The sequence below is a fragment of the Caballeronia sp. GAWG1-1 genome (genome assembly GCF_023631465.1).
Classification (GTDB): Bacteria; Pseudomonadota; Gammaproteobacteria; order Burkholderiales; family Burkholderiaceae; genus Caballeronia.
On the sequence record NZ_JALQDB010000029.1, the window covers coordinates 365,419 to 390,670 of the forward strand.

Genomic DNA, 25,252 nt, shown 5'->3' on the forward strand with positions numbered 1-25,252 from the left:
TGTTGATCGTTGCAATGAGTTCAGGCGGCTTTGGCGGCTTCTTCCGCATCGACACGCGCCGGATTGTTCGGATGCGTGGTCCAGTTCGCGTACTCGCCGGCATCGACGCGTTCCATCGTGATGCATTGCTCGACCGGACATACGTGCATGCACAGATTGCAGCCGACGCACTCGGCATCGACGACTTCGAAGTGACGCTTGCCGTCCTTCTCCTTGAGAATGGCCTGATGCGACGTGTCCTCGCACGCAATATGGCACAGCCCGCACTTGATGCACTTGTCCTGATCGATGCGCGCCTTGATGTCGTACTTGAGATTGAGGTACTTCCAGTCCGTCACGTTCTGCACCGCGCGCCCGCGAATGTCGTCGAGTGTGGCGTAGCCTTTTTCGTCCATCCAGTTCGAGAGGCCGTCAGCAAGATCGGAGACAATGCGAAACCCGTAGTGCATCGCCGCTGTACACACCTGCACGCTGCCCGCGCCGAGGACCATGAATTCGGCGGCGTCGCGCCAGGTGGAGATTCCGCCGATGCCCGAGATGGGCAAATCGGGCGTTTCGGGGTCGCGCGCGATCTCGGCGACCATGTTGAGCGCAATCGGCTTCACGGCCGGGCCGCAGTAGCCGCCGTGCGTGCCTTTGCCATCGACGGTGGGCATCGGCGCCATCTGGTCGAGGTCGACGGAGACGATCGAATTGATGGTGTTGATGAGCGACACGCCATCCGCGCCGCCCTTGAACGCCGCGCGCGACCCCATGCGAATGTCGCTGATATTCGGCGTGAGCTTCACGAGACACGGCAATTGCGTGCCTTCCTTCACCCAGCGCGTGACCATCTCGACATACTCCGGCACTTGCCCGACCGCCGCGCCCATGCCGCGCTCGCTCATGCCATGCGGACAGCCGAAGTTGAGTTCGACCGCATCCGCGCCGGTGTCTTCCACCTGCGTGAGAATCCACTTCCAGTCTTTCTCGTTGCACGGCACCATCAGCGAGACGATCAGCGCGCGGTCCGGCCAGTCGCGCTTCACTTGCGCGATCTCTTTCAGGTTGATGTCGAGCGGGCGGTCGGTGATCAGCTCGATGTTGTTCAGCCCCGCCATGCGTTGCCCGTTCCATTGCACGGCGCCATAACGCGAACTGACGTTGACCACATGCGGGTCGAGTCCGAGCGTCTTCCATACGACGCCGCCCCAGCCCGCTTCGAACGCGCGGTTGACGTTATACGCTTTGTCGGTCGGCGGCGCCGATGCAAGCCAGAACGGATTCGGCGATGTAATGCCAGCGATAGTGCAGCGAAGATCGGCCATGTTTTTAGCGGCTCCGTATCGAATGCGTTGCGGGGTTTTTATGCGGCCTTGATCGCCGTGAGTTCGAAAGACGCGCCAATGGACGCCGCCGCGAGCTTGCCGTCCTGCACGGCCTGCACGGTGAGATCGAGTCCTTCGTGGGTGGCGCAGTCGCCGCCGGCCCAGACTTTGGCGAGCGTCGTCTGACGGTTCTCGTCGGTGACGATGCGCCCGCCATCGAGACTCAACAATTCCCGGTCGATACCCACCGGCACGAGCGTCTGCCCGATGGCCTTCAGCACCATGTCCGCTTCGATGATCAAGCGCTCGCCCGCGCGGTCGAACTCCACGCCCGTGACGTGTCCGTCCGCGCCGATCAGACGCACGGGGTTCGCATGCGTCACGATGGTCACGTTGTTGTTCTGCGCGAACTCCTGTTCCGCCCAGGTCGCGCCCATGTTCTCGACGCCGCGCCGGTACGCCATGGTCACCGAGGTCGCGCCGAGCTTGCGGCTTTGCACGGCGGCATCGACAGCCGTATTGCCGCCGCCGATCACCACCACACGCCGCCCGACCGGCACACTCGCGAGGTCATCGGCCTGACGCACTTGCTCGATGAAATCCACCGCGTTCATCACGCCTTCGAGCGACTCGCCTTCCAGCGCCAGCTCACGCACACCCGCCAGACCGAAGCCGATGAACACCGCGTCGTATTGCTTGCGCAGTTCGTCGAGCGTCACATCGCGGCCGAGCGTCACGCCCGTTTTGATTTCGATACCGCCGATCGAATGCAGCCATTCGATCTCGCGTTGCGCGAAGTCTTCCACCGTCTTGTACGCCGCGATGCCGTATTCGTTGAGACCGCCGGGTTTGGCGCGCGCATCGAAAATGATCGCCTGATGGCCGGCCAGCGCGAGCCGATACGCACACGCAAGTCCTGCCGGTCCCGCACCGACGATCGCGATTCGTCGTCCCGTTTCCGGCGCGCGCTTGAATAAGGGTTCGGCGCGCGCCATCGCCGAATCGGTTGCATGGCGCTGCAGCGCACCGATTCGCACCGGCTCGTCACCCGGATGGTTGCGTACGCAACTACCTTCGCACAGTATCTCGGTCGGACACACCCGCGAGCACATGCCGCCGAGCGGATTGGCCGAGAGAATATCGACGGCCGCGCCTTTGAGATTGCCGTGACTGATCTTGCGGATGAAGCTCGGAATATCGATCTGCGTCGGACAAGCCTGTACGCATGGCGCGTCATAACAGTAATGACAGCGGCTTGCCGCGGCGGCGGCGGCAGTCGCATCGAGCAAGGGCGCGACATCCGAAAACTCGCATGCGAGTTGTTCCTGCGTGAGCCTGTGGCCCGCAATCTTCATGGTCATACGCGTTCCTTCTTCGATATGAGGACGTAGCGATTCCCGCCGTTCGCGCGGGACGACGCGAACGGTGCTTTGGAAAACATCGACGAATAGCCGTTAAGAGACGGGTTCCGACGCGCGCTCGAGCATGGCGTGCAAAAGCACGTTCGCGCCCGCTTCGATCCATTCCTGCGAGGCGTCTTCTACTTCGTTATGGCTGATGCCGTCGACGCAAGGAACGAATACCATCGATGTCGGCGCGACTTGCGAGAGGTAGCACGCGTCGTGGCCCGCGCCCGACACCATGTCGCGATGCGAATAGCCGAAGCGTTTGGCTGCCGCGCGTACGGAGTCGACGCACGCGGCATCGAACTTGACGGGTTCGTAGTAGAAGATCTGCTCGAGTTCGGTCGAAAGGCCGATGCCGCCCGCAATGCGCTCGACGCCTTCGCGCAGTGCGGCGTCCATTTTCGCGAGCACGGCGTCGTCGGGATGACGGAAGTCCACGGTGAAGAACACGCGGCCCGGAATCACGTTGCGCGAGTTCGGATAGACCTGCATCATGCCGACCGTGGCGCAGGCGAGCGGCGCGTGATCCAGTCCGATGCGGTTGACGAGATCCACCACGCGCGATGCGCCGAGCAACGCGTCTTTGCGGCGCGGCATGGGCGTCGGGCCCGCATGCGCTTCCTGACCCGTCAGTGTGATCTCGTACCAGCGCTGGCCCTGCGCATCGGTGACGACGCCGATTGTCTTGTCCTCGGCTTCGAGAATCGGGCCCTGCTCGATATGCAATTCGAACGCCGCGTGCAGCTTGCGGCCGCCGCACGGAACATCGCCTGCATAACCAATACGTTCGAGTTCTTCGCCGATGGTCTTGCCATCGACGTCCTTGCGCGACAACCCGTAATCGAGCGAGAACACGCCTGCGAATACGCCCGATGCGACCATCGCCGGCGCGAAGCGGGAGCCTTCTTCGTTGGTCCAGATGACGACCTCGACGGGATGCTCCGTCTCGATCGCGTGATCGTTGAGCGTGCGGATTACTTCGAGGCCGCCGAGCACGCCGTAGATGCCGTCGAAGCGGCCGCCTGTCGGCTGCGAATCGGCGTGAGAGCCCGTCATGACGGGCAGCGCGTCGGTATGACGGCCCGCGCGGCGCATGAACACGTTGCCCATCTGGTCGACGCTCACCGTGCAGCCCGCTTCTTTCGCCCAACTCACGATGAGATCGCGCCCTTCCTTGTCCAGATCGGTCAGCGCGAGCCGGCAGACACCGCCTTTGGGCGTTGCGCCGATCTTCGCCATCGACATCAGGCTGTCCCACAGACGTTGACCGTTGACCTTGATGGACGTGTCGAGACCAGCCTCTCTCATTGCATCCGTAACCGCGTTCATGCGCCTCGCTCCTTACGATGAACTTCGTATGTCGGGGACTGCTTTTCGTGCATCCGGCGCGCGGCGGGTGCAGACTTGCACGCGCGCGGTGCATGCTTTTACTTGTACGATCGATGCTGCATTCGAGCCATTCGGTTTCGCTTCAAATCCTGTCCGACTGGACAGGTTGTAGCCGATTAAAATAAGCAAATCAACGTCTTTCGTGTTGAAGCGAACAGAGCTAGAAGCGTGCCATTGCGCTGCAGCATCACTTGGTCGAACTTGCTGAGGCATGCAGAATTGAGAACAGCGCGGCATGCACGAACGCCGCAAATCAGGCACGATGCGGCACACGAGGCCTACGGAAGGAACAATGAGACACGACGAAGCGTCGCCCGGCATCGAAGAAAGCAGTAACGCCGTTCCGCCTTTGCGGCGGCGCAAGGCACAAATTCGCGAGACCAACGAGGCTCACCTTTTGGCTTGCGCCGAAGCCGTTTTCGCCGAGAAAGGCCTCGAAGGCGCGAGCACCGCGATGATCGCCGAGCGCGCCGGCCTGCCAAAAGCCAATCTGCATTACTACTTCCCGACCAAGCTCGCGCTCTATCGACGCGTGCTCGAAGACCTCTTCGAAGACTGGCATCGCGCGGCGGATACGTTCGAATGCAGCGACGATCCTGCCGAAGCAATCGGCGGCTATGTGCGCGCAAAGATGGAGTTGTCGCGGCGCCGGCCGCTCGGATCGAAAGTCTGGGCAAGCGAGATCATTCACGGCGCGCATCACATGCAAGACGTGTTGAACGAACGCGTAAAACCGTGGCTCGATACGCGCGTCACGGTAATCGAAGGATGGATCGCGCGTGGACTACTTGCGCCTGTCGAACCGCAGACCTTCATGTTTCTGATATGGGCGATCACTCAGCATTACGCCGATTTCGACGCGCAAATTCGCGCGCTGAAGGGCAAGCGCGCGCTGACTCGAAAGGCGTTCGACGAGGAGACCGAGGAAGTCGTGCGGCTGGTGCTTCGCGCGTGTGGCGCGCGTTCGCCGGGCAACGAAATCCGATAGCCGCCTAGGTGGCGGCCAGCGTTATTTCAAAAACAGTGCAGGCACGCCGTTTTTCACTTCGCGCGAGTTGAATTCGACGACCTTACTCGTGTTGTTTTTAATGCAGATCGCAATTTCAGGCGCCTTCGCGGCAATTTGCTGCTTGACGTATGCGTCGATGGAATTTATCCGGAGTTTATTAACGTTGTCGAGATAGATAGCGCCAACGGACTGCGGCGTGCAGGCACTTCCGGTAGGTGGCTTGTTTTGATCGTCCCAATTGGTTGCGGCGGCGAATAGGTACAAGTAGACCGCCGTGGAGTCGGTGACGTCGCCGCCCTGAGTCTGTATGAACGCGGTTTGATAGGTATAGTCCGTGATTACAGGCGTCGGAAACTTCATGAAAATAATGTCGCCCGGACCTACGCGCAGTTTCTCGTCTGCATTGTGCGGAGTGCCGCCGGAGTCAAGCCACGTATCCGAACTGGACTTTACATAGTAGGTCGGAATATCGCTGCTGCACGCGGTGTTTCCATTATTGGAACAATTGTCGGTTGCGTATTGAAGGCTATCCGGCTTCCATGCATTGATAAAGTCGGCGTGAGCGGTATATAAACTGCCCCATTGCGGCGTCAGCACGCCGTTCACCATGATCGGGTCCATCGACAACTGCGCGCCGTTCAGATCGCCGTTATTGCCAAGCGTGTATTGCAAGTTTAATTGCAGTTGCTGAATCTTGATCGGATACGCTTCGGGACATGAACCATCTTTGTTATTGTGGTAAGCCATGTTCTGAACGCCCGAGGAGAAATCCGGTTTAATGTGCTCGCCGTCCCAACAGTCCGGAAAATAGATCACGATGTCAAACTGCGCGTTGCCGTTCACAACGGGACAACTCGTCGGCGGATTCGCCATGTAGCCTACATTCTGGCAAAAATATGCAATAGCCGGATTTGCCGCGGTTCCGTGGTGGTCGCCGGCGAGCATCTCCAGACCTTGTGGGATGGCGGTAACGACCGGGAGCTCGGTGTTCTTTTGGTAGTAGGTCTTCTGGAAGTCGGGGACCACTATTCCGGCGGCGCGCTTCAATTGCGGCACCCAATAAGCGGACGCATCGGCCGTAATGTTACACGTCGTGGCTTTATTCACATTCAGCTTTGCGAGGTCGCTAAAGGCATCGGTCGATCGGTTACCGAAAAAATCGTGCTGCATGGCGAGTCCGGGTAATCCGTAACGAACAATGGAATCGTCGGGCTTCGTGTGAGAATACGCGCACTGTACGCTGAACTGACCGGCATAAACGCCGGTTGTCGTAGCTGCTAGGAGGATTAGCAATAGAAGTCGCAGCAAGGACGTGGCTTTTTTCATGACTATTCTCAGCTCTCTCGATAAAGTGAAATGCTCGCCGCAAGCATCGATTCACGTTGAATATCGACCGTTGAATTTATTGGCCGTCGTTCTGCCACATGAATTCTAGGATACCGGGACATCGAGAGAGCCTCGTTTATTATTTTATTGACGCTCCTTTGCAAGTACGCGCGATATTTAACTCGTGCACATAAGCCGACTCATTTCGAAAGTGAACAAAACCGATCTGCGTTTCTTTTTTCGCGCCGGTTAAATCGAGCGATCGCCGCATTAAACAACGCGTCGAAATAAAAAACGCCGGCCGCAAAAATCGCGGTCGGCGTTCCTGGTGCTGCTTACTGCAGAACTGCTCTACTACACTTCTCGCAAGTTACTACGCTTTCTGCCATCTACCTCACCTTCAACTGCCACTGCTACTGCCACCACCACTGCAAATTGCCGTTATTCGATCTATTAATGACCGAAGTAGACCGAGTTACGATCCGACATCGACGCTGACGGACGTACGCCCGCTTGCGACGAACCCGCAGTCGATGCGCCGTACGACGACGTACCTTGCTGTGCATCCACACGCGCTTCGGCTGCCTGAATGTTTTGCGGGTAGAACGCGTGGTCCGTCGACGGGTTATAGCCAGCCTTTTCCAACTGGACCAGCTCGGCGCGAACTTCGGCGCGGGTCACAGGGCCGTTGCTTTGTGCAAAGGCGAAAGTCGGAGCGGCCAGAGCCGAAGCAATAACGAGAGCCGGAACGAAAGACTTGATCATGATGAACCTCCTGGAATTTTGTTTTGAAATCGAAGACGAAGCCGGAAGCTTTTAAACAGTTTCTGATTTCGTTTCGCTTGAAAACAGTGTAGGAGGGACGCGACTTAGGGGAAACCCCGATTTGCAGGAAACATATTTGTCGAAGTCGCAACAATAGCGGACGCGCAACTGCATGGCCTCCGCAGTTCGACAGCCTTTAAGTCATTGTTTATATTAATACTTCCGCGCCAGATTGATGGCAGTACAACCAGTGTCGCCGAAAACATCATTACAGCGGCGTCAGACAATGGTCATCCTGACGCCAGCTAAAATCAGGGCGCTTTCACATGCTCCAACGCCGCGGCGACCAACTCCCGCAACAAGGGCTGAACGTCGCTCGCGCGCGCCTCATCGTAGGAATAAGGCGGTGCCTCGTTCATGTAAGTGGCCTGCGTGAGCTCCAGTTGCACCGCGTGGATCCCGTTGGCCGGCTGACCGTAGCGACGCGTTATGTAACCGCCCTTGAAGCGCCCGTTAGCCACCGTTGTGTAACGTCCGTCCGACTCCACGACCTGCGCGAGCCGCTCGGCCAGTTCAGGCGCCGCCGATGCTCCATCCGCCGTGCCGAAGTTGAAATCCGTGAGCCGGCCATTGAAGAAGCGCGGCACGACTGAGCGAATGGAGTGCGCCTCCCACAGCAACGCGTGCCCATGTTCCTCGCGCAAGGCGGCAAGTTCGGAAGCGAGCGCATCGTGATAAGGCTGCCAGTAGAGCGCGCGGCGCGCCTCGATCTGTTCGCGTGAAGGCTCATGACCTTCGAGATAAAGCGGCTCTTTCTCGAACGTATCGACGGGACAGAGGCCAGTCGTATCGCGGCCCGGATAAAGATTGGCGTCATCGGGCGGACGATTCAAATCGATGACATAGCGCGCGAATTGCGGCAGCAGAATCGACGCGCCCATCTCGCGCGCAAAGTCATAAAGCCGGTCGAGATGCCAGTCGCAGTCATCCACTTTCCGCGCGACCAGCGTCATTTCTTGCGCGAGCCCGTCGGGTATACGCGTGCCGCGGTGCGGGATCGAGATGAGCAACGGCGCCGTGCCGCGCTCGAGCGTGTAGATCGCACAATCGTCCATGTGATGCCTCGCGTTTTATTAGTCGATGAATGAACGCAGTGCGTCTTCGTCCGCCTGACAACTTGCGTCGATGATCTTGCATCCGCCGACGAAGACGTCGCGTTTCGGCGATCCACCATGCTCGCAGAAAACCGTATCGGAAAGCCAGCTTTTGGAGCCGCGTTCCTCCGTCGAGCGCAGCATCGAAAAGACAGTTGGCGCGATGCCGCACGCGTTGGCCGTCTTCCATCCATTCGAGCATTATGTTGCGTTGCCAGCCATCGGGCATCTGGCGCGATCCACGCGTTCACGGCGTATGGATGCCTATCTGCAACCACGACGCATCTTGCGACGCTTCGCACCCGACGCGTCCGTCCGCGCTTTCGATACGCAAGCTATCGCCCGCTGCGAGCGCGATGCGTTCTCCATGGGCCAGCATGACGTGCAACATGCCGCGCGCGCAATGCAGAAACGTGACGTCGTGGTCCGGCGTCCATTCATGCGACTCGAAGCGGCTCGTCACCGAAGCATGCGCGCGACCGCGACGCGTCATCACGTTGAAGTCGCGCGTCGGACCTTGCACGAGCGCCGCGTGGATGGGCGTTTCGCCGGCAAAGCGCGCCATCGCGAGCGGCTCGTTCAACGTATGTACATAGTCGGGTTCGGCGAGCATCATGCCCGCGCCATCGAGCAGGATCAGCACGCGATCCACGCCCGCGAAGCTCGAAAACGCGCCATCCGCCGACACATCCGCGATGGAAAGCCGCCACGCGAACGTATCGATCGACGCGCCTTCCGGTCCCGCCGCGAGTTCGCGCGTAATGCCGCCGCCGTTCTTCCACGGCACGGCTGCGAGCGATGATGCGCGCAGAACGGTTGCCATGATCAAAAGTGGCCGGTGAACTGATAGCGGTCGCCGGGATGCCACAGATTCGCGACCGACGCCACCGTGTCGCGCGACCACGTTCGCCGATGCAGCAGCAGACACGGCTCGTGATCTTTCATCGCGAGCGCATGGCGAATCTCCGGCGATGGCAACGACGCCTCGATCCGATATTCGACCCGCTGCAAGGGCGCGGCCACCATCAGATATTGATTCGGCGTGATCTTCGTGAAGTCCTGACGCGCGTACTCCGGCGCAATGGCCGGGTTCACGTAGCGCTCTTCGAGTTGCACGGGCTCGTCGTTCTCGAAGTGCAGCACGCGCGAATGAAACACGGGACTACCGAGCGCAAGCTGCATTTCGGCGGCTAGCGCTTCATCGACGATAGAGGCACCCAGATGCAGCACCGCCGCGCGATACGCATGCCCGCGCGCGACGATTTCATCGGAGATACTGCGAATCTCGACCAGTGTCGAAGCGTATTTCGGCTGCGCCACGAACGTGCCCGCGCCCTGCACACGCGTGAGCACCTGTTCGGCCGTCAGTTCACGCACCGCGCGATTCACCGTCATGCGCGCCACTTTGAACTCGCGCGCGAGCTCGTTCTCGGAGGGCACCTGATCGCCCTCCTTCCATTCGCCGCCGTGAATGCGCTCGAGGATGTAGTCCTTGATCTCCTGATACGCGGGCGTGCTCATGCGCTTCGATCCGCGCTCTGTTCCGAGGCAAAGGAAAACGGACTGTGCTTTGCAATCTCGCCCGCCTGCACGAGCGTCGCAATGGCGGCGATATCGGGCGCGAAGTAATGATCGAGGTCGTAATGCGCGACTTGCGCGCGGATGGTCTGCATCACGTCGATAAGCGGCGCGCTCGTGCGATGCGGCGCGCGCAGATCGACGCCTTGCGCTGCCGCAAGCAGTTCGATGGCGAGAATATTGGCCGTGTTGCTCGCGATATCGCCGAGCTTGCGCGCGGCAAAGGTCGCCATGGACACGTGATCTTCCTGATTCGCCGAGGTCGGCAAGGAATCGACGGAAGCAGGATGCGCGAGCGTCTTGTTCTCGGACGCGAGCGCCGCCGCCGTCACATGCGCGATCATGAAGCCGGAGTTCACGCCGCCATCGCGTACGAGAAACGGCGGCAAGCCGGAAAGCGTCGAGTCGATCAGAAGCGCGATGCGGCGCTCGGCCAGCGCGCCGATTTCGGCGGCGGCGAGTGCGAGGTTATCGGCGGCGAAGGCAACGGGTTCCGCGTGAAAGTTGCCGCCTGAGAGCACTTCGCCCGTGTCCGGGAAAATCAGCGGATTGTCGGAAACCGCATTCGATTCGATCAAGAGCACGTCGGCCGCATGACGCATCTGATCCAGACACGCGCCCATCACTTGCGGCTGACAGCGCAGGCTGTATGGGTCCTGAACCTTCTCGCAATCGGCGTGCGACAGGTTGATGCCCGAGCCCGCCAGCAACGTGCGATACGCCGCCGCCGAATCGATCTGCCCGCGATGTCCGCGCAACTCATGGATACGTGCATCGAACGGCACGACGGAGCCCGCGGCCGCGTCGACGGACAGCGCGCCCGCAACGAGGCCGGTGCGGAACAGGTCCTCGATGGCAAAGAGGTTGTAAAGCGCGAGCGCCGCCGATGCCTGCGTGCCGTTCAACAGCGCGAGCCCTTCCTTCGCCTGCAGCGTGAGCGGTTCGAGCCCGGCGAGCTTGAGGCCATCGAGCGCGCTTGCGCGTTCGCCGCGCACCATGACTTCGCCGATACCGAGCAGCACCGTCGACATATGCGCGAGCGGCGCGAGATCGCCCGACGCGCCGACCGAGCCTTTCACGGGGATGACGGGCAATACATCGGCATTGAAAAGCGTGACGAGGGCGTCGATCACTTCGCGGCGAATGCCCGAATGGCCGCGCCCGAGACTCGACAGCTTGAGGGCCATCAAAAGACGCACGACCGGTCGCGACATCGGTTCGCCGACGCCGACCGCGTGCGACAGCACCAGGTTGCGCTGTAGAAGTTCTAGCTGATCGGCGGGGATGTGAGTGTTGGCGAGCCGCCCAAAGCCCGTATTGATGCCGTAGGCCGGATCACCCTTGGCGGCGATCGCGGCGACGGCGCGCGCGCTCGCGTCGATGGCGGCGAAGCTCGCGGGATCGAGATTCAGCGAATCCGATCCGCGCGCGATGCGGCGCAATTGCGGCAGCGTGAGCTTGCCAGGCGTGAGCGTAATCATGTTTCTTCCTGTCTATACAAGTTAGGCACAAGTCTAAACGGGCAGAAAGGACGAAACAAGGGGCTATCCGGGATTACACCGAGGCAATCCCGAACATAGCGCTTGACTTGTCTATACAGCTACAGCACTTTCTCCATCACGAGTTGCGCAAAGCGCTGCCCCCGCACCTCGACAGCCCGCGCAAGCAGCATGGTGAAGCCGCAATACTCGAAGAACGGCTGCGAGCCCAAGCTCGCATACGTGTGCAGCACGCGCATGCCGTTTTTCTCGGCATGCTCCTCGATGGACGCGAGCAGCGCGGTGGCCACGCCTTTGCGCTGATGCCTCGGCTCGACGAACATCATGTCGATGAGCCCGTTTTCGTGGACATCGGCGAAACCGGCGAGCTCGTCGTCCGTGAATGCCACCCAGGTTGGCCGGCTGAGGCGGGCGGCATGCCACTCCTCGCGGTCGGTTTGCGCCCAGGCATCGATTTGTGCCGGGCTGTAGTACTCGGACGCGCTTTCACGGACGGCGCGCACGAACAGATCGATCACGCCGTCGAGGTCACTCGCCTGGTACGGTCTGATGTCAACTCTCGGGAACTGGGACTCGAACTCGAACTCGACCATCTCATCACCTTCGTATTGCAGTCAAAAGAAACAAGCCGCGTGCGCGAAGCAGCGGCGAAAGAGCGTGAAGACACGCGGGAAAAAAGTAGGAGTTCATGCGGAACGCGGCGCTGCGGCAACGTGCGTGGATCAGCTGACCCAGGCCACCGTCGCAATACCGAGCGCGGTCATTGCGAGCGACGCGCCGACGTGCAGCGCGATCTCCGCGAGCGCCCAGCCTGGCCGCCCTTGCTGAAGATGCGCGACCACTTCGGCCGAGAACGTGGAGAACGTGGACAAGCCGCCCATCAGACCGGTCGTGACGAAGAGACGCCATTCAACGGAGATGTCCGGCAAGCGCGCAAAGGTCGCGACCGCCACGCCGATGATGTATCCGGCAATCACATTCGATGCAAAGGTGCCGAGCGGCAGGTTTGGAAAGATTCCATTGAGGCGCAAACCGAGCGCCCAACGAAGCAGCGATCCCAGCCCGCCGCCGATTCCCACCGCGATGATCGACAAATACATAAATAAAATCGATGTGATTGAAAGGTTGTCCGCACTCGGGATGCGCTCAGGCGTCAGTGGCAAGCCGCTCGATTAGCGCCGCGCGGCTCGTCTCGACGATCCACTGTTCGGTGTGCCGCAGCCGCGCCGCCCATGCGCCATCGCGCCGCTCTTCCCAGCAACCGGCTTCGTGGCCGTCGATGAACAGCGAGCCGCGCATGACGAGTTGCGGAGCGGCGGGATCGAGCGTCACATCGTCGTTGTGTTCGAGCTTCACGTCGTGCATGAAAGCGCCTGCAAAAAATCGTTGAAGAAAGTACCGTGCCGATGACCGATCAGCCAAGACCTCCATTCTAACGATAGTTCCTCCGTTCACCGTAACATGAAGGACATTGCCGAAAGGCAATTGAGTGTGCGTACGACCTGTTCGATGCCGGGCGCATCGAAGGCGAGCGTGACGGCATCGAGCCGTTCGAGCGTCGGCCACTGACAGAAGAGATCGGCGTAAGCGGGGCTTTGCGTGCGCAGTTCGCAACGGCGTGAGTCCGGTGCATGGTGTGCGCGTGAGCTTGAATGACGCGAGGCCTCGACAGTCTCCTTCGCCGCGCGCCTGATCGATGCGCACGCGGCTTCTGGCGTATCCGTAACGCCGCTCGAATAGCCGTGCGCCGTCTTCACGCAAACGAAGTTCGCGTCCGGGAACACGGGCAAGGTCTCCGCGCCGAACACGTCGTCGCCCGTGATGAGCGCGACGCGTGCGCCGCGCGCCTCGGCAAGCTGCCCATAGAGCGCGGCCTCGCCAACCTCTTCTCCGTCGAGCATCACGCGCGCAAATGCAGCGCTGTTGATGGTATGCGCGAGAATTCCGCGACTCTGCGCCCGCGCGTGATAGCCGACCATGAACACCAGTTCCGGCGATGCCTCCAGTCCCGCCATCATGCCGAGCGTGCGCGGCTTGCCGAGCACGAGACGCGCGCGCGGATCGAACGCGTTCGGCAATAGATTACGAAAGCCGCCGTGAGAATCGTTGACCCAGACTTCGGTCGCGCCGCCATCGAATGCACCGAGCACGGCGGCGTTCGCTTCGTTCGTCATGAAGCGGCGCGCCTGCTCGTATTCGCCGTTGCCCGCGCGCGTTTGCTCCGGATGAAACACGCCCGCGACGCCTTCGATATCCACCGAAATCAACACTTTCATTGGCTTTTCCACACTTCGTTGAGCGACTCGCGACGATGCCCGTCGCGGCCCGTGACGCTTTCGGCGCTGAAGAGCGCGTCGAGAATGGCCTGTTCGGTGGCGTCCGCCACGCATTGAAAGAGCGGGTCGAGACGCGCGTCCGGCAGCAAGCGCGGCAAGTCGATGAACTCGGCGTCGTGAGGCACGGTGTACGCCGTCGAAAACGCCAGCGCAATGTCGCCGCTACCATGACCGAAGACCGAACCGGTGCGCGCGAGCCCGGCTGCGGCGCGCATGGCGAGACGGCGAAGCTGCCGCGCATCGAGCGGTGCATCGGTGGCGATCAGCATGATGATCGAACCTTGCTCGCGTTGTGGCGCCTGCGCTTGCAGCGTGCGTCCAATGGCATCGCCGGCAATCGTGAGTTGCGGCAAGCGTCCGAAGTTGGCGAGCACGAGCGCGCCCGTGGTGTAGCGTTCATCGCCGATATCGACGACACGCGAGGCCGTGCCAATCCCGCCCTTCAAGTCGAAGCACGACATGCCGCGTCCCGCGCCCACGGCGCCGCGCGCGAAGTCCGGCGAACACGAAGCGAGCGCATGCCGGTAATGCGCTTCTTCGACGGCGAACGCCTGCATGTCGTTCAGAAAGCCGTCGTTGCATTCGAGCACTAGCGGATTGACGCTCGGCCAGTCGCGGCCAATGCGCGGATTGCCTTCGAGCGCCGCGCGGATCTGCGCGTTCGCCACCGTGCCGGCCGCGAAGGTGTTGGTGAGCGCGACAGGCGTTTCGATCACGCCGAGTTCATCGATCTGCACGAGCCCAACGCTCTTGCCGAAGCCGTTGATGACGCATGCCGCTGCTGGCGTCTTGTTGCGATACGCATCGCCGTCATGCGCGCGCACCACCGTCACGCCGGTTTGAATCGCGCCATCGGCGAGGGTGTAATGGCCAACGCTCACGCCCGTCACGTCCGCGATACTGTTGCGCGCGCCCGCGTCGAGCACGCCGATATGCGGCGGCTTCACGGCCGGTCGAGCTTGGGATCGAGCGCGTCGCGCAGACCGTCGCCGAGCAAATTGAACGCAAGCACCGTCAGAAAGATGGCGAGGCTCGGGAAGATGGCGACATGCGGTGCCATCGCCATGTCGGCGCGGGCTTCGTTTAGCATCGCACCCCACTCGGGCGTCGGCGGCTGCGCGCCAAGGCCGAGAAACGAGAGACTCGCCGCCGTGATGATCGACGTGCCGATACGCATGGTGAAATACACGACGACCGAGGAAATGGTCCCCGGCAGAATGTGCCGCATGATGATGGTCCAGTCCGACGCGCCTATGCTGCGCGCCGCCTCGATATACGTCAGGTGCTTGAGCGCGAGCGTGTTGCCGCGCACGAGCCGCGCGAACGCGGGAATGCTGAAGATAGCCACCGCGCAGATCACGTTGATCATGCCGTTACCGAGAATGGCCACCACGCCGATGGCGAGCAGAATGCCGGGGAACGCGAACAGCACGTCCGAAATACGCATGACGATGCGGTCCCACCAGCCTTCGTAGTAGCCCGCGAGCAGCCCGAAGAACGTGCCGATCACCGCGCCGATCACGACCGACAGCAAGCCCGCCGAGAGCGAAATGCGGCTGCCGACGAGAATGCGGCTCAAAATGTCGCGGCCGAGCGAGTCGACACCGAACCAGTGCGCTGCCGAAGGCCCCGCGTTGAGCGCGTCGTAATCGAAATAATTTTCCGCGTCGTAAGGCGCGATATACGGCGCGATCACCGCGATCAGGATCAGAAGCACGACGAACACGGCCGCCGCGAGCGCCACGGGCTGACGCTTGAGCTTGCGCCAGAACTCCGTCCACGGCGTGCGGATCTCCTGTTGCGGCGCGACCGCGACCTTCGCCTCTGTGGCTGTCACACTCATGCGGTCCTCACTTGAAACGAATGGTCGGGTTGATGACCGCGTAGAGGACATCGACCACCAGATTGATGACGATGAATTCCAGCGAAAACAGCAGCACTTCGGCCTGGATCACGGGATAGTCGCGCATCTCGACGGCATCGACGAGCAGGCGCCCGAGCCCCGGCCAGTTGAACACTTTCTCGACCACGATCGAGCCGCCCAGCAGGAAGCCGAACTGAAGGCCCATCATGGTGACGACGGGGATCATCGCGTTACGCAGGCAGTGTTTGACGATGACCATCGGCTCGTGCACGCCCTTCGCGCGCGCGGTCCGCACGAAGTCCTCGCCGAGCACTTCGACGAACGACGCGCGCGTGAAGCGCGCCATCACGGCGGCCACGGCCGCGCCGAGCGTGAGCGACGGCAGCACGTAGCTCTGCCACGAACCATCGCCGACGATAGGCAGCCAGCCGAGCTTCACCGAGAAGATTTCCATCAGCAACATGCCGAGCGCGAAGGCGGGAAACGAGATGCCCGATACCGCGATGGTCATGCCGAGCCGGTCCGGCCACTGGTTGCGCCAGACCGCAGAGACGATGCCTATCGCCATGCCGAACGCCACGGCCCACGCCATGCTCGCGAGCGTGAGCCAGAGCGTCGGCATGAAGCGCTCGCCGATCTCCGTGCTCACCGGCCGCTTGCTGCGCGTGGACATGCCGAAGTCGAAATGCACGATCTTGCCGAAGAAGCTCGCGAATTGCTGCGGCAAGGGCTTGTCGAGACCGAGATCGGCCCGCACGAGCGCAACCGTCGCCTGATCCGCTTCGGGCCCGGCGGCCAGACGCGCGGGATCGCCCGGCAACATGTGCACGAACAGGAACACCAGCACCGCGACGATGAAGAGCGTCGGCAAGAGCCCGAAGAGGCGTTTGGCGAGGAAGGTAAGCATCGTCGAGGCGCTTTACTTGATCGCGATGTCGTCGAAATTGAACGAGCCGTCGGGCATGACGTAAGCGCCCGTCAGACGCTTGCTGCGCGCATACACCACTTTCTCCGTGACGAGGAAGATCCACGGGGCGTCGTCCCAGATGCGCTTTTGCGCGTCGGCGTAAAGCTGCGTCTTCTCCTTGCGGTCGGTCGTGGTGAGCGCCTTTTGCAGATCGGAATCGACGGTATCGTTCTTGTAATAGGCCGTGTTGAAGAGTTTCGGCGGAAACGACGAACTCGCGAGCAAGGGCGAGATGGCCCAGTCCGCTTCGCCCGTCGACGACGACCAGCCGACGTAGTACATGCGCACCGGCGCGGTGGCCGGCTCCGGCGCGCTTTCCACGCGCTGCACGCGCTGGCCGGCTTCGAGCGCTTCGATCGTGGTCTTCACGCCCACTTGCGCCAGCTGCTGCTGCACGAACTGGATGATCTTCTGCGCCGTCGTGTGGTTATAGCCCGACCACAACACGGTCTCGAAACCGTTCGGATAACCCGCTTCCTTCAGCAGCTCGCGCGCCTTGGCCGGATCGTATTTCCACGGCCCGAGCTTGGTGGAGAAGTCCACGCCCGGCGGCGCCACGCCTTCGGACGGCACCGCGTAACCGGCAAACGCGACCTTCACGAGCGCGTCCTTGTTGATCGCATAGTTGAGCGCCTGACGCACCTTCGGATTATCGAAAGGCTTCTGCGACGTGTTCATGCTCACGTAGCGCTGAATGATGGAAGGCGCCGCGATCAGATCGACCTTCGGGCTCGCCTTGAGCGTCGCGGCCTGCTCGAACGGAATCGAAAACGCGAAGTCCGCTTCGCCCGTTTGCATGAGCGCGGCGCGCGTGTTGTTATCGACCACCGGCTTCCAGTCGATCATGTCGATCTTCGGATAGCCCTTCTTCCAGTAGCCCGCGAACTTCTTCACCTTCAGGTCGTCGGTCTGCTTCCATTCGACGAACTCGAACGGTCCCGTGCCGACCGGATGAAACGCGATGTCCTTGCCGTATTGCTTCAACGCGGTGGGCGAAATCATCACGCCCGCCGGATGCGCGAGCACGTTGATGAACGCGGAAAACGGCATCTTGAGCGTGATCTTCACCGTGTACGGATCGATCACTTCGGTCTTCTCTATCTTGTTGAAAAGACCGTAGCGCTTGAGCTTGTTGTTCGGGTCCGTGACCCAATCGAAGGTCGTCTTCACGGCTTCGGCGTTGAAATCGGTGCCGTCCTGAAACTTCACGCCCTGCCGCAGCTTGACCGTGTAGACCTTCGCGTCCGGACTCGCTTCGTAGCTCGTCGCGAGCACGGGCTGAATCTTCATGTCCTTGTCGAAGCCGAAGAGCCCTTGATAGAACGACTTGGCGACCGCTTGCGAGAGCGTGTCGTTGGCATCGTAGGGGTTCATCGTCGTGAAGGTCGAGGCCACCGCCATCACGGCGGTGCTCTGGGCGAACGCGGGCGCGGCGGCAAGCGCGCTGAATACGCATGCGCTCGCGGCTAAAAGCGCGCGCATGGAGCTGGATTTCGTTGACGGCATCGTTAGACTCCTTTGACTTGACTGATCTTGACTAACGCTTAATAAGCGCCGCCGACATGATGCTCGGCGACATAATGGTCCGGGCCGACCGCAACGAGTTTCGCCACCACCGGTTCGTCGCCGAGTTTGCGAATGGGGCTCGGTATTTCGTCGGCGGCGAGCATGCGTTTGGCGTGACGGCGCGCGGGATCGGCCACCGGCACCGCGCTCATCAGCTTTCTCGTGTACGGATGACGCGGCGCTTCGAACACCGCCGCGCGCGGCCCGATCTCGACGATCTGCCCGAGATACATCACCGCCACGCGATGACTCACGCGCTCGACCACCGCCATGTCGTGCGAGATGAAGAGATACGCGACGCCGAGTTCGCGCTGCAGATCGAGCATGAGATTGACGATCTGCGCGCGCACGGAGACATCGAGCGCGGAGACGGATTCATCGGCGATCACGACTTTCGGGTTCAATGCAAGCGCACGGGCAATGGCGATCCGTTGACGTTGCCCGCCCGAGAATTCATGCGGATAACGCTGCGCGGCTTCGGGCGGCAAGCCGACTTTTTCGAGCAGCCAATCCACGCGTTGTTGCGCTTCCCGTCCGCTTGCGACGTTGTGAACGAGGAGCGGTTCCATCACGGAAAAGCCCACGGTCAAACGTGGATTCAGCGAGGCGAACGGGTCCTGAAAGATGAACTGGATATTGCGGCGCAGCGCCTGAAGTTCGGGGCCTTTCAGCGCGCTGATGTCGCGTCCGTCGAATTCGATGGAACCGCTCTGGCTTTCGACGAGCCGCAAGAGCGAGCGCCCCGTGGTCGACTTGCCGCAGCCCGATTCGCCGACGAGCGCAAGCGTCTCGCCCGGACGCAGATCGAAACTCACGCGCTCGACCGCATGCACCGCCGCCGTCGTGCGTCCGAAGATGCCGGTCTTCACCGGAAAGCGCGTGACCAGATCGCGCACGCGCAAAATTGGCCGCGCGGTTTCGTCGATGGCGGGCTGCGTCTCTCTTTCGACCGCCGCGGATGGCCGCAGCGCGCTGGCATCGTCGGGGGCGAGTTCGGCAGGCTCCACTTCGAGAATCGGAAACTTGGCGGGGCGATCGGTGCCCTGCATCGCGCCGAGCGTCGGCACGGCGGCGAGCAGCGCCTTCGTGTACGGATGCCGCGGACGCGCGAACAGCGCGTCGGATTCGGCTTCCTCCACCTTCTCGCCGCGATACATCACCAGCACGCGATCCGCCACTTCCGCGACCACGCCCATGTCGTGCGTGATGAAGATCACGGCCATGTTCATCTCGTCCTGCAGGCCGCGCACGAGTTGCAGGATCTGCGCCTGAATGGTCACGTCGAGCGCGGTGGTCGGTTCGTCGGCAATGAGCAGCGCGGGCCGGCACGAAAGCGCCATGGCGATCATCACGCGCTGCCGCATACCGCCCGACAACTGATGCGGATAGCGCCCGAACACGCGGCGCGCCTCGGGAATGCGCACGAGATCGAGCAGACGCAGCACTTCGTTCTTCGCCTCCGCGCGGCTCTTGCCCTGATGCAGCGCGATGGCTTCCGCGATTTGATCGCCCACCGTGAACACTGGATTGAGCGAGGTCATCGGCTCCTGGAAGATCATCGCGATATCGGCGCCGCGCACGCCGCGCATCGTGGCGGACGAGGCTTGCGCCAGATCGAGCACTTGCCCGCTGCGTCGCCGGAATGCCATGCTGCCTGCCGTCACCGCGCCGCCGCCGTGTTCGACGAGACGCATGAGCGCAAGCGACGTCACCGACTTGCCCGATCCCGATTCGCCGACAATGGCGAGCGTCTCGCCACGATCGACGGCAAAAGACATGTTGCGCACCGCTTCGACCGTGCGCGAGCGCGAGCGGAAAGTGACGGAGAGATCGCGTACGTCGATGACGCGTGCGTCGGGTAACGTCGTCATGTGCGGTAGATCGCCGTGAAGGGTTGCTCGCCCACGCGCGCGAATCCGCGATACATCCCTTCGGTATTGAACGGCAGCGTGACATTGCCCTTTGCATCGACGGCGATGAGTCCGCCGCGTCCATCGATACGCGGCAGCTTGTTCATCACGACATCGCGCGCGGCGACTTCGAGCGGCAGCCCGCGATATTCCATCTGCGCCGCCACGTCGTAGGCAGCCAGCATGCGCATGAACATCTCGCCCGTGCCCGTGGTCGAGACCGCACAGGTCGCATCGTTCGCGTAGCAGCCCGCGCCGATCAACGGAGCATCGCCGACGCGGCCGATCTGCTTGTTGGTCATGCCGCCCGTCGATGTCGCGGCCGCGAGATGACCGTGCGCGTCGAGCGCCACCGCGCCGACCGTGCCGAACTTCTTCGCAGGATCGAGCGGATCGTCTTCGCCCGCGGCGAGCGTCGCCGCGTCGTGATCGAGCATTGTGCCGGATGCGCCACGCGCCTTCTGCCATTGCTCGTAGCGCGCATCGGTATGAAAGTACGACGGCTCGACGAATTCGAGGCCTTGCGCCGCCGCGAACGCTTCCGCGCCGGCCGCCGTGAACATCACGTGTTCGCTCACGTCGAGCACGCGGCGCGCGGCGAGCACCGGGTTCTTCAAGCGCGTCACGCAAGAGACGGCGCCCGCTTCGAGCGTCGCGCCGTCCATGATGGATGCATCGAGTTCGTGCGTGCCCGCGGACGTGAAGACCGCGCCGTGACCTGCATTGAAAAGCGGACAATTTTCGAGCAGACGCACGGCTTCGGTAACGGCGTCGAGTGCGCTGCCGCCATCGGCGAGCAGGCGTTCAACCGCGCGCAGAATCTCCGCGAGCGCCGTGTGATAGCGCGCTTCGGCGTCGCTCTTGAGCGCGGCGCGTACGATCGTGCCGGCGCCGCCGTGAATGGCAATGACCGGAATGGCGTTCATGATTCGCGCGGCTCCGTGTGGGGATGTCGAGTCTGCCGGCGGCGCGGTGTTTGCACGCCGGACGCACTCTTGAGGATAGAAGGTGCGACGAGCCACGGCAGCACGAATTCGGTCAATCCGGATGCCGCCTCGACCGAACGCTTCGCGCGATGCGCAACGGCGTCGCACAAGGCTTCGATGACGGCAAGCACGGCGGTGTCGCAATTCGCGGCGAGCCGCCGTTCCGCGCCGATGGTCAGCACGAGATCCGCGATACGCGCGAGCGGCGACGCGATGCTGTCGGTGAGCGCAACCACGCGCACGCCATGGTCGCGCGCTTGCCGCGCTAGCGTGATGGTGTCGTCGACATAGCGCGGGAAGGCGATGGCAACGAGCAAATCCTCGCGCGATGCCGTGAACAGACGCCGCGCCGCATGCGATGGCCCGCCCGTCAGCGCGAGCGACTGCACGTTCGCGCAATAAGGCGTGAGGCCATGCTCCATGAGACCGGCGAGGAACGCGCTCGCGCCGTAACCGAGCACGAAGACCTGGCGCGCCGCGAGAATGGCTTCGACGACGGCGACGGCCTTCGCGGCATCGACGGAAGTCTGGGCAAGACGCAGATTCGCCGAGGCCTGCGCGAGCGAGGCATCGAAGACATCCGCGCCGCTCGCGGGCGATTCCAGCGCGGAGCGCAATCGTTCGACCGGCGCGATGGTGGCTTCGAAGCCGCGCACCAGCGCCTCGCGAAACGCGGGATAGCCGGAAAAACCGAGCGCGCGCGCAAAGCGGTTCGCCGTGGCAACCGATGCCCCGACCGCTTCCGCCAGTTCGTCGATCCGCATGGTGGCCGAGCGAAACAGGTTGGCGAGCACGAACGCGCCCATGCGCTGATGGATCGGCGTCAGGCCCGGCATGGCCGCCGCGATGCGCGCGGAGATCAGATCGTCGGCATCCGTCGACGGAAGGACCGCTGGTGAGCGTGACATGGGCGCTGGAACAACTCCCGCTGTAAGCAAATGCAATGAAAGTATATTTACCCAAAACAATCGCGGAAAAAAATTCATTTTCATCGAACGCGGGTTTTCGATAAGACGGTCAACGAGCAAACCGTGCGCGCGGAAATGGTGCGCGTTCATGCACAATACGGGGCGCCTTGCATTCGCCCTTTCGTGGAAGCCATGAATCTCGATTTTCTGCCCGACCAGTTGCAACAGCATTTGCCCACGCATCCGTGGGCGCAGCTGGTCTTCGGCATCGTCATGCTGGCGCTCGTCGCGCTCTTCGTGCAGTGGGTGGTCGCGCGCATCGTGCTTGTGATCGCGCACCGGCTGCTCGTGCTGGCCGGACACACCGCGTGGGATCAGGCGTTCATCCGCCGGCGCGCCTATCACCGGTTGTGGTACGCGGTGCCGTTTGCGACCATTGCGCTCGGTATCGACGACGTGCCGCATATCGGCCGCTGGGCGACGGTCATCGAGCGCGTGGCGCACAGCGGCGCGTGGGTGTGCGTGTTCCTCGCGACGGGCAGCGCGTTATCGGCGTGGCAGGACGTTTATGCGTCGAGCAAGGAAGCGCAGACGCGCTCCATCAAGGGCTATGTCCAGATCGGCAAGCTCGCGCTCGCGCTGGTGTGCAGCGTGCTCGTGCTGTCCATTCTCATCGACCGTTCGCCGCTCTGGATGCTCTCGGGTCTCGGCGCGTTGTCCGCGGTGCTGCTGCTCGTGTTCAAGGACACGCTGCTGTCGCTCGTCGCGAGCACGCAGCTCACGTCGAACGACATGCTGCGCATAGGCGACTGGATCGAGATGCCGCAAGCATCCGCCGATGGCTTCGTGAAGGACATCGCGTTGCATACGGTCAAGGTGCAGAACTGGGACAACACGGTCACCACGGTGCCGACCTACAAGCTCTTTTCGGAGAGCTATCGCAATTATCGGCACATGTTCGAATCGGGCGGGCGGCGCATCAAGCGGACCATGCGTATCGACGCGCAATGCGTGCGCTTTTTAAGCGACGACGAAACCGACCGTCTCATGCGCTTTCGCCTGCTGCACGATTATCTGCAGCAAAAACAAACGGAAGTCGAACAGGCCAACCGCAATCTCGGCGAACTCGCCAACGAACCCGCGAACCGGCGCAGGCTCACGAACATCGGCACGTTTCGCGCCTACGCGCTGGCTTACTTGCAGCGGCACCCCGAGATCCGGCAGGACATGACGATCATGGTGCGCATGATGGAGCCCGAATCGCAGGGCATTCCGGTGGAGGTCTACTGCTTCACCGCGACGACCGCCTGGACGCAGTACGAGCGCATTCAGGGCGATGTCTTCGACCATCTGCTGTCCATTCTTCCGGAGATGGGATTGCGGCTCTACCAAGCGCCGTCGGGCGCGGATATGTCGGGACTCTCGGGCCGTCTGCGCGGCGAAATGCCGACGCTTTGATTACGCCTTCACACGGGCGCGGGAAGAATCGGGCAAGAATCGTCCAGTTTTGTGTATTCACGCAAGGGTTTCGAATCCTTACGATGTGATCATCGCCGATGTGCCTTGTTTCCCGCCGCTTCGCCTGCCCGGTCAAGCGGCGGTGTGTAGTGGCGCGCATCGCCTTTCCATCGTCGGAATAAGGAAAACTCAACGTGATCGATCGCGTCCATGCCATGCGTGTCTTTACGCGTGTCGTCGATACGAACAGCTTCACGCGCGCTGCCGAATCGCTCGGCATGCCGCGTGCAAGCGTCTCGACGACTGTGCAACAACTCGAAGCATTGATCGGCGTGCAATTGCTCGCCCGCACCACGCGCCGCCTGAACCTCACGGTCGACGGCGCCGCTTATTACGAACGTTGCGCGCAGATTCTCGCGGATATCGACGAACTCGAATCCGGCTTCGGCGCGGGCGAGGAACGTCTGCGCGGACGGTTGCGCGTGGAGATGCCGGACACCGTCGCGACGTCCATCGTCGTGCCTGCGTTGCCGGAGTTTCATGCGCGTTATCCGCAGATCGAACTGTCGATCGGCATCGGCATGCGTAATGTCGATCTGGTCGGCGAAGGCGTCGATTGCAGCGTGCAGCTTGGCGAATTGCCTGACTCGGGGCTCATCGCGCGGCGGCTTGGCGTGCTCGAACAAGTGACTTGCGCGAGTCCCGCGTATCTGGAAAAGCACGGCACGCCCGCATCGGTCGATTCACTCGCGCAGCACGTCGCGGTGAACTGCGTGTCGAGCAAGAATGGCCGCCCCGCCGATTTCGATTTCGACGTGGACGGTGAAGCCGTCACCATGAAGATGCGCGGCTTCGTCCAGGTCGCCGATGAACACGCGTATCTCGCGTGCGGCATAGAAGGGCTCGGACTGATACAGCCGTTGCGGATCGCCGCGCAGCCGTATCTGCGCTCGGGGCAACTGGTGGAAGTGCTGCCGCAATGGAAGTCGCCGCCGCTGCGGGTCTCGGTGGCGTTCTTGAAGAGCCGGCAGGCGACGCCGCGCGTCTCGGTATTCGTCGACTGGCTCGCGGACCTCTTCGAGCGCACGCAGCAAATGGACGATACGCTCACGAGCCTTTATCGCGCCGCGCGCCGCAACGCGCCCGCACGCCGCGACCGGCCCTCGGAAGAAACCGCCGACGTCTAACGAACGGGCGTGGCCGCGTCCTCGCCCACCACAGTGTTCCACTTGCGCACTTGCCAGCGTTCGACGAGACCGTTCACCACGTAAGGATCGTTACGTGCGAACGCCTCGGCGGCCGCGGGCGAGTCGCCCTGAAACAGCAATATGGCGCGATCGGCGGGCGCATCGAGCGCACCGGCCAGCACGATCTCGCCGCGCTCGGCTGCCTGCCAGGCGAGCTTCAGATGCGCATCGCGAAATTCCGCGCGCCGCTCGAGATAGTCGGCGCTGAGTTCGTAGATCATCAGGTAATGCATCGTCTGTCTCCTCGATGTGATTGTGAACGTGCGAAGTATCCTATTTTGCATGCTTTCGGAGTTATTTTAAGACTCCAATCAGAAGCGTCCGATCGCGTTCCCCGCAAGGATCAAACATCATCGACAGGTTAAGTCAAGGACCCGTCATGAAGCGCGATCAACCTCCCTGCAGTAGCTGCTCGAAGCACGAATGCCGTGCTTGCGTGTGGACCTCACCTCTCGATGCATCGTATCGCGCGTTCGTCCATTCGAACCCGGTCTACGCCATCCTCGCATCGAACGTGCATCAGCACGAACCCATGCCATCCGAAGCATCATGGCTCGGAATCGCCGCCAAACGCGTG

24 protein-coding genes are annotated in these 25,252 nt (G+C 62.0%); 3 read left to right on the forward strand and 21 right to left on the reverse strand.

The window, feature by feature from the left end; translation table 11 throughout:
• Nucleotides 1-20: 20 nt before the first annotated feature.
• From preA to NCT03_RS19720, 3 genes are all read right to left on the reverse strand, one after another.
• A complete protein-coding gene (gene preA / locus NCT03_RS19710) occupies nucleotides 21-1,307 on the reverse strand; it encodes an NAD-dependent dihydropyrimidine dehydrogenase subunit PreA (RefSeq protein ID WP_244829380.1) in 1,287 nt (428 codons plus the stop codon).
• Between the two features lie 38 nt (nucleotides 1,308-1,345).
• Nucleotides 1,346-2,668 (reverse strand): NAD(P)-dependent oxidoreductase, encoded by a 1,323-nt coding sequence (locus tag NCT03_RS19715; RefSeq protein WP_250493566.1) that lies wholly within the window; start codon nucleotides 2,666-2,668, stop codon nucleotides 1,346-1,348.
• A 93-nt stretch (nucleotides 2,669-2,761) separates the two neighbouring features.
• Nucleotides 2,762-4,042, reverse strand: coding sequence for a Zn-dependent hydrolase (locus tag NCT03_RS19720; protein ID WP_250493567.1), 1,281 nt, complete (start codon nucleotides 4,040-4,042; stop codon nucleotides 2,762-2,764).
• Between the two features lie 352 nt (nucleotides 4,043-4,394).
• On the opposite strand from NCT03_RS19720, the gene NCT03_RS19725 reads away from it, so the two are divergent.
• On the forward strand, nucleotides 4,395-5,090 hold the full coding sequence (locus NCT03_RS19725; RefSeq protein WP_250467350.1) for a TetR/AcrR family transcriptional regulator: 696 nt from the start codon (nucleotides 4,395-4,397) through the stop codon (nucleotides 5,088-5,090).
• A gap of 21 nt (nucleotides 5,091-5,111) precedes the next feature.
• On the opposite strand, the gene NCT03_RS19730 is transcribed toward NCT03_RS19725, so the two are convergent.
• From NCT03_RS19730 to NCT03_RS19810, 17 genes are all read right to left on the reverse strand, one after another.
• Nucleotides 5,112-6,437, reverse strand: coding sequence for a DUF1996 domain-containing protein (locus NCT03_RS19730; protein ID WP_250493568.1), 1,326 nt, complete (start codon nucleotides 6,435-6,437; stop codon nucleotides 5,112-5,114).
• Nucleotides 6,438-6,890: 453 nt separating this feature from the next.
• The gene (locus tag NCT03_RS19735) at nucleotides 6,891-7,199 is read right to left on the reverse strand and encodes a DUF4148 domain-containing protein (protein ID WP_250493672.1); all 309 of its coding nucleotides are present in this window, start codon (nucleotides 7,197-7,199) and stop codon (nucleotides 6,891-6,893) included.
• Between the two features lie 314 nt (nucleotides 7,200-7,513).
• A complete protein-coding gene (gene hutG, locus NCT03_RS19740) occupies nucleotides 7,514-8,317 on the reverse strand; it encodes an N-formylglutamate deformylase (protein WP_250493569.1) in 804 nt (267 codons plus the stop codon).
• Nucleotides 8,318-8,603: 286 nt separating this feature from the next.
• Entirely contained in the window at nucleotides 8,604-9,179 is a 576-nt protein-coding gene (locus NCT03_RS19745) for a HutD/Ves family protein (RefSeq protein ID WP_250493570.1), read from the reverse strand.
• Between the two features lie 2 nt (nucleotides 9,180-9,181).
• Nucleotides 9,182-9,877, reverse strand: a complete 696-nt coding sequence (gene hutC, locus NCT03_RS19750; protein ID WP_244829373.1) for a histidine utilization transcriptional repressor HutC — start codon at nucleotides 9,875-9,877, stop codon at nucleotides 9,182-9,184.
• Nucleotides 9,874-11,415, reverse strand: a complete 1,542-nt coding sequence (hutH, locus tag NCT03_RS19755; protein ID WP_250493571.1) for a histidine ammonia-lyase — start codon at nucleotides 11,413-11,415, stop codon at nucleotides 9,874-9,876. The genes hutC and hutH overlap by 4 nt, the downstream gene beginning before the upstream one ends.
• 119 nt (nucleotides 11,416-11,534) lie before the next feature.
• Nucleotides 11,535-12,026, reverse strand: a complete 492-nt coding sequence (locus NCT03_RS19760) for a GNAT family N-acetyltransferase (RefSeq protein WP_250493572.1) — start codon at nucleotides 12,024-12,026, stop codon at nucleotides 11,535-11,537.
• Between the two features lie 129 nt (nucleotides 12,027-12,155).
• Nucleotides 12,156-12,533 (reverse strand): fluoride efflux transporter CrcB, encoded by a 378-nt coding sequence (crcB, locus tag NCT03_RS19765; RefSeq protein WP_244829370.1) that lies wholly within the window; start codon nucleotides 12,531-12,533, stop codon nucleotides 12,156-12,158.
• Nucleotides 12,534-12,579: 46 nt separating this feature from the next.
• Entirely contained in the window at nucleotides 12,580-12,798 is a 219-nt protein-coding gene (locus NCT03_RS19770; protein WP_250493573.1) for a hypothetical protein, read from the reverse strand.
• An 86-nt stretch (nucleotides 12,799-12,884) separates the two neighbouring features.
• A complete protein-coding gene (locus NCT03_RS19775) occupies nucleotides 12,885-13,709 on the reverse strand; it encodes a M55 family metallopeptidase (protein WP_250493574.1) in 825 nt (274 codons plus the stop codon).
• Nucleotides 13,706-14,716 (reverse strand): DmpA family aminopeptidase, encoded by a 1,011-nt coding sequence (locus tag NCT03_RS19780; RefSeq protein ID WP_250493575.1) that lies wholly within the window; start codon nucleotides 14,714-14,716, stop codon nucleotides 13,706-13,708. The genes NCT03_RS19775 and NCT03_RS19780 overlap by 4 nt, the downstream gene beginning before the upstream one ends.
• Nucleotides 14,713-15,612 (reverse strand): glutathione ABC transporter permease GsiD, encoded by a 900-nt coding sequence (gsiD, locus tag NCT03_RS19785; protein WP_250493576.1) that lies wholly within the window; start codon nucleotides 15,610-15,612, stop codon nucleotides 14,713-14,715. The genes NCT03_RS19780 and gsiD overlap by 4 nt, the downstream gene beginning before the upstream one ends.
• A gap of 7 nt (nucleotides 15,613-15,619) precedes the next feature.
• On the reverse strand, nucleotides 15,620-16,540 hold the full coding sequence (gene gsiC / locus NCT03_RS19790; RefSeq protein ID WP_244829365.1) for a glutathione ABC transporter permease GsiC: 921 nt from the start codon (nucleotides 16,538-16,540) through the stop codon (nucleotides 15,620-15,622).
• 12 nt (nucleotides 16,541-16,552) lie between these two features.
• Nucleotides 16,553-18,082, reverse strand: coding sequence for a glutathione ABC transporter substrate-binding protein GsiB (gsiB, locus tag NCT03_RS19795; protein ID WP_370652206.1), 1,530 nt, complete (start codon nucleotides 18,080-18,082; stop codon nucleotides 16,553-16,555).
• Nucleotides 18,083-18,144: 62 nt separating this feature from the next.
• Nucleotides 18,145-20,037: a dipeptide ABC transporter ATP-binding protein gene (locus tag NCT03_RS19800; RefSeq protein ID WP_250493577.1), complete on the reverse strand. Its 1,893-nt coding sequence runs from the start codon at nucleotides 20,035-20,037 to the stop codon at nucleotides 18,145-18,147.
• Nucleotides 20,034-21,002, reverse strand: a complete 969-nt coding sequence (locus NCT03_RS19805; RefSeq protein ID WP_250467361.1) for an isoaspartyl peptidase/L-asparaginase family protein — start codon at nucleotides 21,000-21,002, stop codon at nucleotides 20,034-20,036. Before NCT03_RS19805 ends, NCT03_RS19800 begins: the two co-directional genes overlap by 4 nt.
• The gene (locus tag NCT03_RS19810) at nucleotides 20,999-21,970 is read right to left on the reverse strand and encodes a MurR/RpiR family transcriptional regulator (RefSeq protein WP_244829361.1); all 972 of its coding nucleotides are present in this window, start codon (nucleotides 21,968-21,970) and stop codon (nucleotides 20,999-21,001) included. The genes NCT03_RS19805 and NCT03_RS19810 overlap by 4 nt, the downstream gene beginning before the upstream one ends.
• A 192-nt stretch (nucleotides 21,971-22,162) precedes the next feature.
• On the opposite strand from NCT03_RS19810, the gene NCT03_RS19815 reads away from it, so the two are divergent.
• Together NCT03_RS19815 and NCT03_RS19820 are read left to right on the forward strand one after the other, a co-directional pair.
• A complete protein-coding gene (locus NCT03_RS19815) occupies nucleotides 22,163-23,428 on the forward strand; it encodes a mechanosensitive ion channel family protein (protein WP_244829360.1) in 1,266 nt (421 codons plus the stop codon).
• Nucleotides 23,429-23,622: 194 nt separating this feature from the next.
• A complete protein-coding gene (locus NCT03_RS19820) occupies nucleotides 23,623-24,615 on the forward strand; it encodes a LysR family transcriptional regulator (RefSeq protein ID WP_250493578.1) in 993 nt (330 codons plus the stop codon).
• On the opposite strand, the gene NCT03_RS19825 is transcribed toward NCT03_RS19820, so the two are convergent.
• Nucleotides 24,612-24,908, reverse strand: a complete 297-nt coding sequence (locus NCT03_RS19825) for a YciI-like protein (protein ID WP_250467363.1) — start codon at nucleotides 24,906-24,908, stop codon at nucleotides 24,612-24,614. The genes NCT03_RS19820 and NCT03_RS19825 overlap by 4 nt on opposite strands.
• Nucleotides 24,909-25,252: the final 344 nt, after the last annotated feature.